Origin of the sequence: Sagittula sp. S175, from assembly GCF_049800975.1 — a bacterium.
GTDB lineage: Bacteria > Pseudomonadota > Alphaproteobacteria > Rhodobacterales > Rhodobacteraceae > Sagittula.
Map to the genome: position 1 here is coordinate 172,529 of NZ_JBNAGB010000003.1, position 13,321 is coordinate 185,849.

The window sequence follows — 13,321 nt, forward strand, 5'->3', positions numbered from 1 at the left end:
CGGGGCAGTTGAGGTTTTGGACCAAGAAGAAACCGGGAGTCAGCGTCCGAGGTAGACGTCGATGACCTGCGGGTTGGAGGTCACGTGGTCGATGGAGCCTTCGGCCAGTACGGAGCCTTCGCACAGGCAGGTGACGCGGCAGTTCAGTCGGCGGATGAATTCCATGTCGTGTTCGACGACCACCACGGCGCGGGTTTTCGCGGCGTTGACCAGCATCTCGGTGGTTTTCTCGCGCTCTGCCGGGGTCATGCCGGCGGCAGGTTCGTCCACCAGCAGGAGGCGCGGTTCCTGCGCCAGCAACATGCCGATTTCCAGCCATTGCTTCTGACCGTGGGAGAGTTCACCCGCAACGCGCGGCAGTTCATCGGTGAGGCCGATCTGTTCGGCGATGGCCTCGATCTTCTCGGCGCCTTCGCGGGTCTTCTTGTAGAACAGCACGTCGAAGGGGCCGCGCGGGTTCTTCAGCGCCATGGCGAGGTTTTCGCGCACGGTCTGGGCCTCGAAGACGGTGGGTTTCTGGAACTTGCGGCCGATGCCTTCGCGGGCGATCTGGGATTCCGAGAGGCCGAGGAGGGAGATGTTCTTGTCCCCCCAGGAGATGCGGCCCTCGTCGGGTTTGGTCTTGCCGGTGATGATGTCCATGAAGGTGGTCTTGCCCGCGCCATTGGGGCCGATGATGGCCCTCAGCTCGGGCTCACCGATTTGAAAGGAAAGATTATTGATCGCCTTGAAGCCGTCGAAGGAGACGGAGACACCGGACATTTCGAGGAGGGTGCTCATGCTTTGGCTTCCCTGGACTTGGTCAGTTTGTCGACGAGGCCGCCGAGGCCTTGGGGCGCGAAGAGGGTGACGGCGACGAAGGCCACGCCCAGCAGCACCAGCCACCAGTCGGTCCATTGGATCGTGTAGACGCCGAGGTTGATGTCGGGGGCACTGCCGCCGGTAAACCAACTGGACATGAGCGTGACGAAGACGGTGCCGAGGACCGCGCCGTAGAGGCGTCCGCGTCCGCCGATGGCGACCCAGACCGCGAGGTAGATCGAGGCGATGGGGGCGATTTCCGCGGGGTTCACGATGCCCGCCTGCGGGTAATACAGCGCGCCGGCGATGCCCGCGACGATGGCGGTGAGGGTAAACACGAACAGTTTGTAGCTTTCGACGTGGTAGCCGAGGAAGCGCACGCGGCGTTCGTCGTCGCGGATGGCGCGGATCACGGAGCCCATCTTCCCTTGGGTGACGAAGGCGAAGAGGACGTAGCCAAGGCCGAGCGCCACGGCGGAGGCCCATAGAAACCAGACGGATAGAACGCCCTGGGACACGTCGGAGAGGCCGGGGATGTTTTGCAGGCCGGAGAGGCCGTTGTTGCCGCGCAGGCCGGAGTCGTTCTGAAAGAGGTAGAGCGAGAGGGCGAGCGTCATGGCCTGGGTCAGGATCGACAGGTAGACGCCGGTGACGCGGGAGCGGAAGGCGAGCCAGCCGAAGACCAGTGCAAGCAGGCCGGGGACGAGGATCACCATCAGCAGTTGCAGCGGCAGCGAGTGGGCAAAGGCCCAGATCGGCGGGAATTCCGACGCGCCGACCACGCCGAAGATCTGCGTGGCGATGGCGTCCGAGACCTCGGCGGGCGTGGCGGGGATCACCTGGTTCGACAGCGAGCGTTCGACGATGGTTTCGGTGCGCGCATACATCAGCCACATGCCGACGGCGTAGCCGCCGATGCCGAAGAAGGCGAAATGCCCGAGCGAGAGGATGCCGCAGTAGCCCCAGACCACGTCCATGGCCACGGCGATGAGGCAGAGGCAGAGGGTCTTGCCCAGCGTCTTGACGAAGGAGGTCGAGATGAAGCCGACGCCTAGGCCGGGTGAAAGTACCGTGGCGACCAGCGTGAACAGGCCGAGGAGGGCGAGGAACCACATGACGGACGGGTTCCGGGCGAGGAAGCTGCGGTTCATGCTTCTGGTCATGCTGGGGCCTCTGCTGTTGTCAGTTCGAGGGTCAGGAACAGGCTGTGCGGATCGAGCACGTAGTCGCCGAAGGGCGGACAATCGGAGAAACCTGCGGCGCGGTAGAGCGCCACGGCAGGCCCGAACAGCGGGTTGGTGCCGGTTTCCAGCGAGAGGCGGGTGAGACCCTTGGCGCGGGCGGCGTCGATGATGGTGCGCAGGATCGCCCGCGCCGTGCCCTTGCCGCGCTGGGCGGCGCGGGTGTGCATGGATTTGACCTCTCCCTCGGTGGGGGAGAGGACCTTGAGCGCGCCCATGCCGGTGAGGGCGTCGCCCTCATGCGCCACCCAGACGGTGATATCGGGGGTGAAAAGGCGCGAGACCGGCAGGCGGTGGCAGCTTTCTGCCGGGGCGGTGCCGTCGCAAAAGTCGGTGTGGGTGTTCACCAAGTCTTCGAAAGCGGGGGTGGGGGCGGGGAGGATGGCGATCTGCATGGATCAATCTCCGGCGGCGCGGCCCTTGAGGGCGACGATGCCCTTGGGGCGGAACTGGATGAAGAGGATGATGAAGAGGATCATGTAGGTCTGGGCCGCGAGGGTGTTCGAGGGGTTCAGCCACTCGATGCCCTTTTGCAGCGAGCCGATCAGACCCGCACCGGCCAGCGTGCCCCAGACATTGCCGACGCCGCCCACGACCACGGTCATGAAGGACTGGACGATGTAGTCGGCGCCCATCTCGGAGGTGACTTTGGCATAAAGGCCGATGGCGACGCCCGCGATGCCCGCGATGCCGGAGCCCAGGCCAAAGGTCATCATCTTGATCTTGTCCGGGTTGATGCCCATCGAAGCCGCCATGCGCGGGTTCTGGGTCACGGCGCGAACTTCGAGCCCGAGGCGGGTCTTTTTCAGGATGAACAGCAGCAGGCCGAGGAACAGCAGAGCCAGAACGAAGATGGCGATGCGGATGTAGCTGATGGAGATGACCTCGTTGAAGGCGAGGTTGCCGTCCAGCCATGCGGGAGAGGTCAGCGGGCGAGCCTGCGTGCCGAAGATGTTCTTGGCCAGCTGTTGCAGCGCGATGGAGATGCCGAAGGTCGCCAGCAGGGTTTCCAGCGGGCGGGAATAGAGGTGGCGGATGACGAGGCGCTCCATGGCGACGCCTGCGGCGAAAGTCACCGCAAAGGCCAGCGGCAGGGCGACGATCAGCGAGACGGTGTAGTTCGGAATGAACTGCTGCACGACAAAGCCGGTATAGGCGCCCATCATGATGAATTCGCCATGCGCCATGTTGATGACGCCCATGACACCGAAGGTGATGGCGAGGCCGATGGCGGCGAGGAAGTAGATCGAGGCCAGTGAGACGGCGTCCAGCGCGAGGTCGGCGGCTTGCGATGCACCGACGCGGGTGTTCACCGCGTCCTGCGTGGCACGGGCGGCGTCGGTGATGGCGGTGGACGGCTCGTCGTAGGTGTCGAAGATCGAATAGGCGGCGAGGGTCGCGGTGATGCTGTCCTCGGTGGCGCGAGGGGCCAGCTTGCCCTCGGCGGCGAGGCGGTCGTAGGCAGCTTCGCGGGCGGAGGCCTCGGACAGGGTGTTGATCGAGACGCCCGCGATCTTGCCGTCCTGCACCTGGGATTCCAGCGCGGACTTGAGGTCGGAGGCGGAGAGGACGGGGGGCAGGTCGGCGACGGCGGCGATCTGGGCGTAGGCCTGTTCGCGGGGCAGGTCGGTGCCGGGCTTCAGCACGCGGGCGAGGTTGACGCCCTCGGGGATGGTCTGGGCGATCTGCGTCTTGGTCGAGAGGATCTGCGACAGCACGGCGCGGCCATCGACGGAGAGGTCGTTGGACAGGCTTTCGATGGCGGCGATGCGGGCCTCCTCGGTGTCGCCGTAGCGGGCGGTGAGGTAGTTCAGCAGGCGCTCCTTGCGCAGCTTGAGCGCGGCGTCCGGTTCATTCTCGATGGACGCAGCCAGCGGTCCGGCCTGCGCGGGGTCGAGGTTGCGCGCGATGGCGTCCAGGGCGGCGGTGCGGCGGGTGATGTCGGGATCGGAAAGCTGGAAGTCCACCAGCGCCTCGGAGATGACCTTGCGGACGCCGCCGTTGGGCTTGATCTGGGTGAGGCTGGCCAGTTCGACCGAAGGCAGCGGATCGCGGGTGGTGACATCGGCGATCTTCTTCTGGTCGACGATGTAGAACAGCCCGTCCGCGTCGTACCAGACGTTCTTGTCGCGCCAGTCTTCGAGGAAGGCGGGCACTTCGGGCAGGCCGGAGGCCTTCAGCGCGTCGAGGGCGGGGCCGACCGAGGACCGTGAGGGCTTGGCGATGTCGGCCTGATGCTCCTGAAGGATGGTCTGGAGGTCGCTCTCCTGCGCGGTGGCCGCGAGGGGCCCGAGAAGGAGGAGAACCGCGAGAAGGGTTCGGAGCATGGCACGGCCTATGTCTGGAGGGTCTTCAAGGGCAGGGCGGGAATGATCCCGCCCTGCGTGTTCATGGGTGTGGGGGGCGGGTGAACCGCCCCGCCGATCCCCTTAGTAGTTCGACTTGATCTGCACGCAGGTCGAGGTCTCGGTGTTGTACATGCCGCACTGGAGGTCTTTCCAATCGGACTTCAGCACCGCGGATTCCGGCAGGAAGTCGGTCCACGCGTCGCCCGGAACCGGCTCGGTCTGCGAGATGATGTCGAACTGGCCGTCGGCGCGGATTTCGCCGATCAGGACCGGCTTGGACAGGTGGTGGTTCACGCCCATCACGGCGGTGCCGCCGGTCAGGTTCGGGAATTCCTGGCCCCACATCGCTTCGCGCACGGCGTCCACATCGGTGGTGCCTGCCTCGGTCACGGCGTTCACCCACATGTTGAAGCCGATGTAGTGCGCTTCCATCGGGTCGTTGGTCACGCGCTTCTCGTCACCGATGAAGGCGTGCCACTGCTTGATGAACTCGGCGTTGGCTTCGCCTTCGGCGGACATGAAGTAGTTCCACGCGGCGAGGTGGCCGACGAGGTTGGAGGTGTCGAGACCGGCCAGCTCTTCTTCACCGACCGAGAAGGCGACGACGGGGATGTCGTCGGCAGAGACGCCAGCAGCCGCCAGTTCCTTGTAGAAGCCGATGTTGGCGTCACCGTTGATGGTGGAGATCACGCCGACCTGCTTGCCGTCCTCACCCAGTGCCACGACGTCCGACACGATGGTCGCCCAGTCGGAGTGGCCAAAGGGGGTGTAGTTCACGAAGATGTCCTCGGCGGCGATGCCTTTGTCCTTCAGGTAGGACTCGAGGATGTTGTTCGTGGTGCGCGGGTAGACGTAGTCGGTGCCGAGCAGGGCGAATTTCTCGACGCCCAGTTCGTTCAGGAAGTAATCCACGGCGGGGATCGCCTGCTGGTTCGGCGCGGCGCCGGTGTAGAAGACGTTCTTGGAGCTTTCTTCGCCTTCATACTGCACCGGGTAGAACAGCAGGCCGTTGAGTTCTTCGATCACGGGCAGCACGGACTTGCGCGACACGGAGGTCCAGTTGCCGAAGATCACGTCGACTTCGTGCACGGTCAGCAGCTCGCGGGCCTTTTCGGCAAAGAGCGGCCAGTCGGAGGCGGGGTCGACGACGACCGCTTCGAGTTCACAGCCCAGCACGCCGCCTTTTTCGTTCTGCGCGGCCACCAGCATTTCCATGGTGTCCTTCAGCGTGGTCTCGGAAATCGCCATGGTGCCCGACAGCGAGTGCAGCACGCCGACCTTGATGGGGGCTTCACACTCGGCGTGCGCGGCCCCTGCGAGCAGGGCGGCGGTGGCAGCACCGGTGAGCAGTTTGGTGAAACGGGTCATTCGTGTCTCCTCGCGGGGTGCTTGTTCGTGATCGGACAAACGCATAGATCCTCCCCCGCAGCTTATTGTTGCATCCCGTGTGGCGGCCCTGATGAGGTCCAAGTCGAAAGGGTCGTCACACACCCGCCTTCGGTCTGTTGGCGACCATTGGCAGCAGGTAGCGACATCACGATAACGAGATGGTCGTGGGGTCAATTGACCAGAGGGGCCTTTGCCGGGCGTGACCGGTTTTGATTAAATATTGGGCTGATTTTTTAATGCATGTTTAATTTTTGTGCATTTGGGCGCGGTTTTGGGCGATTTTGCCGGGAATCGCTGTCCCGTCCTGCGTGGGGCGTCTAGGAATTGAGCAAGAAGACGACGGGGACCTGCGTGACCTTCCACCAGCGAGAAGACTTGACGACCGGGGCCGCCGAGGGCGTCCAGCCGAGGGCGATCGGGTCGCTGATGTTGTCGTCCAAGGCGCGCGGCGCGCTGTCCTGTATTGACGGGTTTCGTACGCAAGGCTGCATGAAGGCGCTGTTTCCGCGCCGCGCCGACGGGGTCGAGGCGATCTGCATCAATACCTCGGGCGGATTGACCGGCGGCGACCGTCTGTCGCTGAGCGGCGCGGCGGGCGCGGGGTCGCGGCTGGTGCTGACGACGCAGGCGGCGGAACGGGCCTATCGCTCGGCGGGCGGCTGGGCGCGGGTCGAGACGCGGCTGACCGTGGCCGAGGGCGCACGGCTGGACTGGTTGCCGCAGGAGTTGATCCTGTTCGAGGGGGCGCGGTTGATGCGGTCCTTGCGGGCGGACCTGACCGGCGACGCGCGGATGCTGCTGGTGGAGCCGGTGATCTTTGGCCGCGCGGCCATGGGCGAGGTGCTGCGCGACGCGGGCCTGCATGACCGGATCGAGATCTGGCGCGATGGCGCGCCGCTGTATTGCGATGCCCTGCGCATGGAGGGCGACCTTGCCGCGCAGATGGCGCGCCCGGCGCTGGGCGGCGGGGCCGGGGCGATGGCTTGCGTGGTTTACGTGGGCGCGGATGCGGAGGCGCATCTGGCGCCGCTGCGGGCCGTGTTGCCCGAGACCGGGGGCGCGTCGCTGCTGCGCCCTGACGTGCTGGTGGCGCGGGTGCTGGCCGAGGATGGCTTTGCCCTTCGTCAGACGCTTTTGCCCGCTCTGGACAGGCTGTCCGGGCAGGGTTTGCCGATATCATGGAGACTGTGACGAGATGCAACTGACCCCACGCGAAAAGGACAAGCTGTTGGTGGCCATGGCCGCCGAGGTGGCGCGCAAGCGTCTGGCCCGTGGCGTGAAGCTGAACTACCCGGAGGCCATTGCGCTGATCACCGATGCGGTGGTCGAGGGCGCGCGGGACGGGCGGTCGGTGTCCGACATGATGATGGCGGGCGCCGAGGTCATCACGCGCGAGCAGTGCATGGAGGGCATCCCCGAGATGATCCACGAGGTGCAGGTGGAGGCGACGTTCCCGGACGGGACGAAGCTGGTGACGGTACACAACCCGATCCGCTGAGGCGGGCGGGGGGAGTCGGGGCGCAGCCCCGACCTACGCGATGCCCGGAGAGTCGCGGATCTGGCGGGCTTGGGATTCGAGTATTTGGACCAAGAAGAAGCAGAAAGGTGCGTAAGATGAAAAAGGTTGTTCTGGCGGTTGCGGGCGTGATGATGGCGGGTCCCGTGCTGGCGCATGAGGCCGGGGTGCATGTGCATCCGCATGGCTCCGAAGGCTGGATGGCGCTGGCGGTCGGGCTGGTGGCCCTGGCGGGGCTGGTGGCCTGGAGGCAGCGATGATCCCGGGCGAGCTGTTCCCGGTCGAGGGCGAACTGGTCCTGAACGAGGGCAGCGAGGTGGTGGTGCTGATGGTCGCCAATACCGGCGACAGGCCCGTGCAGGTGGGCTCGCACTACCATTTCGCGGAGACCAACCCGGCGCTGGATTTCGACCGCGCCGCGGCGCGGGGGATGCGGCTGGACATCGCCGCCGGCACGGCGGTGCGCTTTGAGCCGGGCCAGCGGCGCGAGGTGAACCTGATCCCGATCTCGGGGGCGCGGAAGATCTATGGCTTCAACCAGCAGGTCATGGGCGCGCTATGAAGCGCTTTGACCCCTTGGGGGACATGGCCGGGCTGATGAGCCTGCAGGTCAACATGGCGATGATGGCCGCCGAGGCGGCCAGCGTCATTTCCATGCGCATGATGGGTTTCGCCGGGGTCTGGTCGATCCCGCCCAGCGAGGCCTGGCAGATGGTGGATGAAAAGAGCCGCGCCCTGACCCGTGCCAACGGCGAGGCGACGGAGGCCTTTCTGAGGGGCAAGGCTCCGGCCGAGATCGCCTCGGCTGCAGTGGTGCCGTTCCGCTCTGCCACACGATCGAATTCCCGCAGGCTGGCCAGCCGCGGACTGAAGAAACGCTGAAGAGGACACCGTCCGATGCCCGCAAGGATCAAACGTTCCGACTATGCCGCGATGTTCGGCCCCACCACCGGCGACCGGCTGCGGCTGGCCGATACCGACCTCATCATCGAGGTGGAGAAAGATTTCACCACCTATGGCGAAGAGGTGAAATTCGGCGGCGGCAAGGTGATCCGCGACGGCATGGGGCAGGCGCAGACGACGCGGGCGCAAGGCGCGGTGGACACGGTCATCACCAATGCACTGATCGTCGACTGGACCGGCATCTACAAGGCGGACGTGGGGCTCAAGGACGGGCGGATCGCGGCCATCGGCAAGGCGGGGAACCCGGATACGCAGCCGGGCGTGGACATCATCGTCGGGCCGGGGACCGAGGCCATCGCGGGCGAAGGGCGCATCCTGACGGCGGGCGGCTTTGACAGCCACATCCACTTTATCTGCCCGCAGCAGATCGAGGATGCGCTGCATTCCGGCCTGACGACGATGCTGGGCGGCGGCACCGGTCCGGCGCATGGCACGCTGGCGACCACCTGCACCCCCGGACCCTGGCATATCGGGCGGATGTTGCAGGCGGCGGATGCCTTTCCGATGAACCTGGCTTTTGCCGGGAAGGGGAATGCGTCGCTGCCGGGTGCGCTGGAGGAACAGATCCGCGCCGGTGCCTGCGCGCTGAAGCTGCACGAGGACTGGGGGACGACGCCTGCCGCCATCGACTGCTGCCTTGGGGTGGCGGATGCCTGGGACGTGCAGGTCATGATCCACACGGATACGTTGAACGAGAGTGGCTTTGTCGAAAATACCGTGGCGGCGATGAAGGGGCGGACGATCCACGCCTTCCACACCGAGGGGGCAGGCGGCGGTCATGCGCCCGACATCATCAAGATCTGCGGTGACGCCAACGTGCTGCCGTCGTCCACGAACCCGACGCGGCCCTTCACGGTGAACACGATCGAAGAGCATCTGGACATGCTCATGGTCTGCCATCACCTTGATAAATCTATCCCCGAGGACGTGGCCTTTGCCGAAAGCCGCATCCGGCGCGAGACGATTGCCGCCGAGGACATCCTGCATGACATGGGGGCGTTTTCGATCATCGCGTCGGATAGCCAGGCCATGGGGCGTGTCGGAGAGGTACTGATCCGCACTTGGCAGACCGCCGACAAGATGAAGAAACAGCGCGGGCGGTTGGCCGAGGAAACCGGTGAAAACGACAACTTCCGCGTGCGTCGCTATATCGCGAAGTACACGATCAACCCGGCCATCGCGCATGGCCTGTCACACGAGATCGGGTCCATCGAGGTGGGCAAACGCGCCGACCTCGTGCTGTGGAACCCGGCCTTCTTTGGCGTGAAACCCGAGATGGTGCTGATCGGCGGCTCGATCGCTTGCGCGCAGATGGGCGATCCGAACGCGTCGATCCCGACGCCGCAGCCGGTCTACTCGCGGCCCATGTTCGGGGCCTATGGGCGCAATGTCGAACGCTCGGCCGTGGTCTTCGTTTCGGAGGCGGCGCAGGCCGAAGGGGTGCGCGGGCATTTGGGATTGGCGAAGGAGACGCTTGCGGTGCGCAACACGCGCGGCATCGGCAAGCGGGATCTGAAACTGAACGATGCGCTGCCGCAGATCGAGGTGAACCCAGAAACCTACGAGGTGCGCGCAGACGGAGAACTGCTGACCTGCCAGCCGGCGACGGAATTGCCCATGGCGCAGCGCTATTTCCTGTTCTGAACCCGTCAGTTGGGTTTGTGTTTCGGCGGCGGCGTCAGGGGAGTCGCCCGCTCGTCGGGGTCCTCCTCCGTCAATGGGATGTGCGTGGCAAGGCTTCGGTTGTGCCGCATGATCGCGGCACTTCCAGCCAGTCAGTCATGCTGCGCCTTGAGGAGGTCCATCTGGTAACGGATGGAGTCCAGTGACGCGGAGATGCGGGATATGTTCAGTTTGCTCGGCATGTCCTCTTGGTAAATTCTCCGTGGTAAATGATTGGTTATCAGGGCGCGCAACCAAGGTAAAAATTCTGTGCATCCGGAGTTTATTTTCGGAAAAGGGGAGACGAAGATGAAGGTTTTCAACTTTGTGGCGATTTCGCTGCTCTCAACTCAGTCCGCGCTGGCATGTCCGGTCAGTGGTGACCTCGCCACGGGCATCCGCTTTGGCGTGGATGACGGTGATTTCGAGACGTTCCGCCAGATGCGGCCGGGCGTGATCGAAAGCACGTTTGTTGCCGCTGATGGCACCGTATATCGCAACCTTCTGGGGCAGGGCATCTACCTTCTGGAATGGACCGACATCGTGGAGGGCAAGCCGGATATGGACAGCCGTTCGGTCTACGCTTTTGCCATGACGCCCGAAACCTTGCCGCTGCCCGAGCCGGGCGGGTTCGCCAATCTTGGCGTGTTGGTCAATGCAGGCGGCACGCTGGAACAGGAAATGCAGATGTACAGCTTTGGCGAGGCCACCGAGATCACGTTCGGGGAGTGTCGCTACGCGATGATCCCCATCGAGGTGCGCTATGCCCCGGACAATGGGCAAGGGCTTACCGTGTTGAATTACTTGCCGGATCTTGGGCTGGCCTATTTCACCGAAAGCACGGCGAACGGGCAGACCGATACCTATACCTACCATTCGATCGAGGTCGTGAAATGAGCGAATTGCCACTGGCGCAGACTGTGCACCGCGGCGGGGCATCCGAGTCTTTGGATGCCGTCGTACTGGATTACGAGGGGCGGTTCCTGCGCAGAAAGCGGTTGGTGACGACCGGCGGGGCGGCCTTTGTCGTGGACCTGGAGCATACGACTTCGCTGGACGATGGCGATGCGCTGGAATTGTCTGACGGCACCCGCGTGGCGGTTCAGGCGGCGGCGGAAGATGTGTTGGAGGTGCGCGGTCCACTGGCGCGGCTGGCATGGCATATTGGCAATCGCCATACGCCCTGTCAGGTCTGTGCGGACCACTTGGTGATCCAGCGCGACCCGGTGATCCGGCACATGCTGGAGCATCTCGGGGCGGAGGTCACAGAGGCGGTTCGTCCCTTCACGCCTGAGGGCGGGGCCTATGGCCATGGGCGCACGCACAGTCACGAGCATGGACACACGGCGCATGCCCATTGATCCCCGGCTGCTGATCCTGACGCAATGGCTTTCGCCCGCCTATCCCATTGGAGCTTTTGCATTTTCCCATGGGCTTGAGGCTGCTTGCGCGGAGCGTCGCGTGGTCGATACCGAGGGGCTAGAGGACTGGTTGTCGGCGCTTCTGACATCGGGCTCAGGCTGGTCTGATGCGGTCTGGATCGGGCTGGCGGCGCGGGGGGCGCGGCCCGTGACGGAGCTGGATGCCTTGTGCGGTGCCTATGCGGCCTCGGGAGAGCGGCTGCGCGAGGCGCGGCGGCAGGGGGAGGCCTTTGCCCGCATCACCTCGGATGTCTGGGCGCTGGACCTGTCGGCGCGCTTGCTGCCGGTCGCTGTTGGAGAGGCCGCGCAGGTGCTTGATCTCGACGCTGAGCAGGTCATTGCCCTGTATTTGCAAGGGGTTGTGGCCAACCTGGCTGCGGCGGCGCAGCGGTTGATGCCCTTGGGGCAGACGGCGGCGCAGGGCATCGTGGCGCGGCTTTCCGTGGTCTGTGCGGAGGTGTCCGCGCAGGCCGCTGTCGCCGAAGAGAGCGACGTGTTTTCAAACGCTTACATGTCGGATATCGCCTCGATGCGGCATGAAATTCTGGAAACGAGGGTGTTTCAATCGTGACAAAGATGAATGGGCCGCTGCGGGTCGGGATTGGTGGGCCTGTGGGGGCTGGAAAAACCACGCTGACCGCGCGGCTGGCGGAGCGGATGAAGGCGCGGTGGTCGGTCGGCGTCATCACAAACGACATCTATACGCAGGAAGACGCCGAGGCGCTGATGCGCATGCAGATCCTGCCAATGGACCGGATTATCGGTGTGGAAACAGGGGGTTGCCCGCATACGGCGATCCGCGAGGATGCGTCGATCAACCTTGCTGCGGTGGCGGAAATGGTCGAGCGGCACCCGGATGTGGAGGTCGTCCTGATCGAATCCGGTGGCGACAACCTGAGCGCCACGTTCAGCCCGGAACTGGCCGATTTTACCGTCTATGTCATTGATGTTGCTGCCGGAGAAGAGATCCCCCGCAAGGGTGGCCCGGCCATTCGGCGGTCGGACCTGCTGGTCATCAACAAGACCGACCTTGCGCCGTATGTCGGGGCGTCGCTGGAGGTGATGGAGAGGGACGCGTCACGGGTGCGTGAGGGGCGGCCTTTTATTTTCACCTCGCTGCGCGATGGCAAGGGAGCGGATCAGATTATCGAAAAGATCCAGGAGCTTGCCGGTCTTTAACGGGCGTCTACAGCATGGCCCAGTCTGTGAAACGCCAGCTCTGCGGCTTCGTCACGATGGGGTGTTGCGGGCGGGGTTTGGTTGTTTTGCGAGCCATGTTGGCACCTCCTTCATGAGGTCAACTAATGCTCGCCCGCATGGTTCCGCCAGAGGGGGATTTCCAGACCCTGCCTAGCTTGGCGGAATGACGCCCTTGGTCAGCAGGATATTGCCATAAAGCCTTGTTTCCCCTGTCTGAATCACGGCGAAACTACTTTTCGACCGGTCGTAGAAGGCGAATCTTTCGGAGCTGTTAATCTTGGTTGGGTTGTCGCTAACGCGGTCGATAATGCCTTGGAATTCCTCGACAACCGGGGGAACGGCGTCCGGGTCACCGACGACCTGCATGACGTAGGCCGGGTCGGGGATGAAGGTATCCAGCGGCATGAGGGTCAGGACGGCCTCCAGCACGTCGGTTGCGGGGATGCCGTCGAGCCGGTGCACGCGGGTGCAATCCACGGAATAGGCGGGGAAATTTGCATCGACGATGGCGATGACATCGCCGTGCCCCATGGCGCGCAGGCTGTGGAGGATGTCGGGCGAGAGGATCGGAGGAATGTTTCTGAGCATGCCGCCATGTGAACGCGAGAGGGTGAGTCTGCGCAAGGGATTAATGCGGCGAGCGGTGTGTTAATCAAAGCGGTGCAAGGATTTGTTAACCCGAGTCGTGACCACAAACAGGGGGGAATGTGGCCACATGTTAACCTTTGGCCGCGCCGCCATCGATCAGGCATGAAAAAGGGGCCCGGAAAGGCCCCTGAT

At 64.3% G+C, this 13,321-nt stretch carries 16 protein-coding genes; 10 read left to right on the forward strand and 6 right to left on the reverse strand.

Going from position 1 to position 13,321, the window contains the following annotated elements:
• Positions 1-39 precede the first annotated feature (39 nt).
• The 5 genes from urtD to urtA form a co-directional block, all read right to left on the reverse strand.
• Entirely contained in the window at positions 40-780 is a 741-nt protein-coding gene (gene urtD, locus ACP16H_RS05670; RefSeq protein ID WP_425071293.1) for an urea ABC transporter ATP-binding protein UrtD, read from the reverse strand.
• Complete coding sequence (gene urtC / locus ACP16H_RS05675) at positions 777-1,952, reverse strand: urea ABC transporter permease subunit UrtC (RefSeq protein WP_425071442.1); 1,176 nt, start codon at positions 1,950-1,952, stop codon at positions 777-779. The genes urtD and urtC overlap by 4 nt, the downstream gene beginning before the upstream one ends.
• An 8-nt stretch (positions 1,953-1,960) precedes the next feature.
• The gene (locus tag ACP16H_RS05680) at positions 1,961-2,437 is read right to left on the reverse strand and encodes a GNAT family N-acetyltransferase (protein WP_425071294.1); all 477 of its coding nucleotides are present in this window, start codon (positions 2,435-2,437) and stop codon (positions 1,961-1,963) included.
• A 3-nt stretch (positions 2,438-2,440) separates the two neighbouring features.
• Entirely contained in the window at positions 2,441-4,369 is a 1,929-nt protein-coding gene (urtB, locus tag ACP16H_RS05685; RefSeq protein WP_425071295.1) for an urea ABC transporter permease subunit UrtB, read from the reverse strand.
• A 102-nt stretch (positions 4,370-4,471) separates the two neighbouring features.
• Positions 4,472-5,758: an urea ABC transporter substrate-binding protein gene (gene urtA, locus ACP16H_RS05690; protein WP_425071296.1), complete on the reverse strand. Its 1,287-nt coding sequence runs from the start codon at positions 5,756-5,758 to the stop codon at positions 4,472-4,474.
• 345 nt (positions 5,759-6,103) lie between these two features.
• On the opposite strand from urtA, the gene ACP16H_RS05695 reads away from it, so the two are divergent.
• The 10 genes from ACP16H_RS05695 (at position 6,104) to ureG (ending at position 12,520) form a co-directional block, all read left to right on the forward strand.
• Positions 6,104-6,970: an urease accessory protein UreD gene (locus ACP16H_RS05695; protein WP_425071297.1), complete on the forward strand. Its 867-nt coding sequence runs from the start codon at positions 6,104-6,106 to the stop codon at positions 6,968-6,970.
• A 4-nt stretch (positions 6,971-6,974) separates the two neighbouring features.
• On the forward strand, positions 6,975-7,277 hold the full coding sequence (locus ACP16H_RS05700) for an urease subunit gamma (protein ID WP_425071298.1): 303 nt from the start codon (positions 6,975-6,977) through the stop codon (positions 7,275-7,277).
• Between the two features lie 116 nt (positions 7,278-7,393).
• Positions 7,394-7,555, forward strand: a complete 162-nt coding sequence (locus ACP16H_RS05705) for a hypothetical protein (protein WP_425071299.1) — start codon at positions 7,394-7,396, stop codon at positions 7,553-7,555.
• On the forward strand, positions 7,552-7,857 hold the full coding sequence (locus ACP16H_RS05710; RefSeq protein WP_425071300.1) for an urease subunit beta: 306 nt from the start codon (positions 7,552-7,554) through the stop codon (positions 7,855-7,857). The genes ACP16H_RS05705 and ACP16H_RS05710 overlap by 4 nt, the downstream gene beginning before the upstream one ends.
• Entirely contained in the window at positions 7,854-8,177 is a 324-nt protein-coding gene (locus tag ACP16H_RS05715) for an antifreeze protein (RefSeq protein WP_425071301.1), read from the forward strand. The genes ACP16H_RS05710 and ACP16H_RS05715 overlap by 4 nt, the downstream gene beginning before the upstream one ends.
• 15 nt (positions 8,178-8,192) lie before the next feature.
• Positions 8,193-9,902, forward strand: coding sequence for an urease subunit alpha (gene ureC / locus ACP16H_RS05720; RefSeq protein WP_425071302.1), 1,710 nt, complete (start codon positions 8,193-8,195; stop codon positions 9,900-9,902).
• Positions 9,903-10,229: 327 nt separating this feature from the next.
• Positions 10,230-10,817 (forward strand): hypothetical protein, encoded by a 588-nt coding sequence (locus ACP16H_RS05725; RefSeq protein WP_425071303.1) that lies wholly within the window; start codon positions 10,230-10,232, stop codon positions 10,815-10,817.
• Positions 10,814-11,281 carry an urease accessory protein UreE gene (locus ACP16H_RS05730; protein WP_425071304.1) on the forward strand — a complete coding sequence of 156 codons (468 nt, stop codon included), beginning with the start codon at positions 10,814-10,816 and terminating at the stop codon, positions 11,279-11,281. Before ACP16H_RS05725 ends, ACP16H_RS05730 begins: the two co-directional genes overlap by 4 nt.
• Positions 11,271-11,912, forward strand: coding sequence for an urease accessory protein UreF (locus ACP16H_RS05735; RefSeq protein ID WP_425071305.1), 642 nt, complete (start codon positions 11,271-11,273; stop codon positions 11,910-11,912). The genes ACP16H_RS05730 and ACP16H_RS05735 overlap by 11 nt, the downstream gene beginning before the upstream one ends.
• Before the next feature lie 5 nt (positions 11,913-11,917).
• Positions 11,918-12,520, forward strand: coding sequence for an urease accessory protein UreG (gene ureG, locus ACP16H_RS05740; RefSeq protein ID WP_425071443.1), 603 nt, complete (start codon positions 11,918-11,920; stop codon positions 12,518-12,520).
• 171 nt (positions 12,521-12,691) lie between these two features.
• Here the strand turns inward: ureG and ACP16H_RS05745 are convergent, their stop codons facing one another.
• Positions 12,692-13,129 (reverse strand): RbsD/FucU family protein, encoded by a 438-nt coding sequence (locus tag ACP16H_RS05745; RefSeq protein WP_425071306.1) that lies wholly within the window; start codon positions 13,127-13,129, stop codon positions 12,692-12,694.
• Between the last annotated feature and the right edge of the window lie 192 nt (positions 13,130-13,321).

Bases quoted from the DNA above. Each gene is read 5' to 3' on its own strand.
- ACP16H_RS05715 (WP_425071301.1), top strand. From the start codon at position 7,854: ATGAAGCGCTTTGACCCCTTGGGGGACATGGCCGGGCTGATGAGCCTG.
- urtC (WP_425071442.1), bottom strand. From the start codon at position 1,952: ATGAACCGCAGCTTCCTCGCCCGGAACCCGTCCGTCATGTGGTTCCTC.
- ureC (WP_425071302.1), top strand. From the start codon at position 8,193: ATGCCCGCAAGGATCAAACGTTCCGACTATGCCGCGATGTTCGGCCCC.
- urtD (WP_425071293.1), bottom strand. From the start codon at position 780: ATGAGCACCCTCCTCGAAATGTCCGGTGTCTCCGTCTCCTTCGACGGC.
- ACP16H_RS05735 (WP_425071305.1), top strand. From the start codon at position 11,271: ATGCCCATTGATCCCCGGCTGCTGATCCTGACGCAATGGCTTTCGCCC.
- urtA (WP_425071296.1), bottom strand. From the start codon at position 5,758: ATGACCCGTTTCACCAAACTGCTCACCGGTGCTGCCACCGCCGCCCTG.
- ureG (WP_425071443.1), top strand. From the start codon at position 11,918: ATGAATGGGCCGCTGCGGGTCGGGATTGGTGGGCCTGTGGGGGCTGGA.
- ACP16H_RS05710 (WP_425071300.1), top strand. From the start codon at position 7,552: ATGATCCCGGGCGAGCTGTTCCCGGTCGAGGGCGAACTGGTCCTGAAC.
- ACP16H_RS05705 (WP_425071299.1), top strand. From the start codon at position 7,394: ATGAAAAAGGTTGTTCTGGCGGTTGCGGGCGTGATGATGGCGGGTCCC.
- ACP16H_RS05745 (WP_425071306.1), bottom strand. From the start codon at position 13,129: ATGCTCAGAAACATTCCTCCGATCCTCTCGCCCGACATCCTCCACAGC.
- ACP16H_RS05730 (WP_425071304.1), top strand. From the start codon at position 10,814: ATGAGCGAATTGCCACTGGCGCAGACTGTGCACCGCGGCGGGGCATCC.
- ACP16H_RS05700 (WP_425071298.1), top strand. From the start codon at position 6,975: ATGCAACTGACCCCACGCGAAAAGGACAAGCTGTTGGTGGCCATGGCC.
- ACP16H_RS05725 (WP_425071303.1), top strand. From the start codon at position 10,230: ATGAAGGTTTTCAACTTTGTGGCGATTTCGCTGCTCTCAACTCAGTCC.
- ACP16H_RS05680 (WP_425071294.1), bottom strand. From the start codon at position 2,437: ATGCAGATCGCCATCCTCCCCGCCCCCACCCCCGCTTTCGAAGACTTG.
- urtB (WP_425071295.1), bottom strand. From the start codon at position 4,369: ATGCTCCGAACCCTTCTCGCGGTTCTCCTCCTTCTCGGGCCCCTCGCG.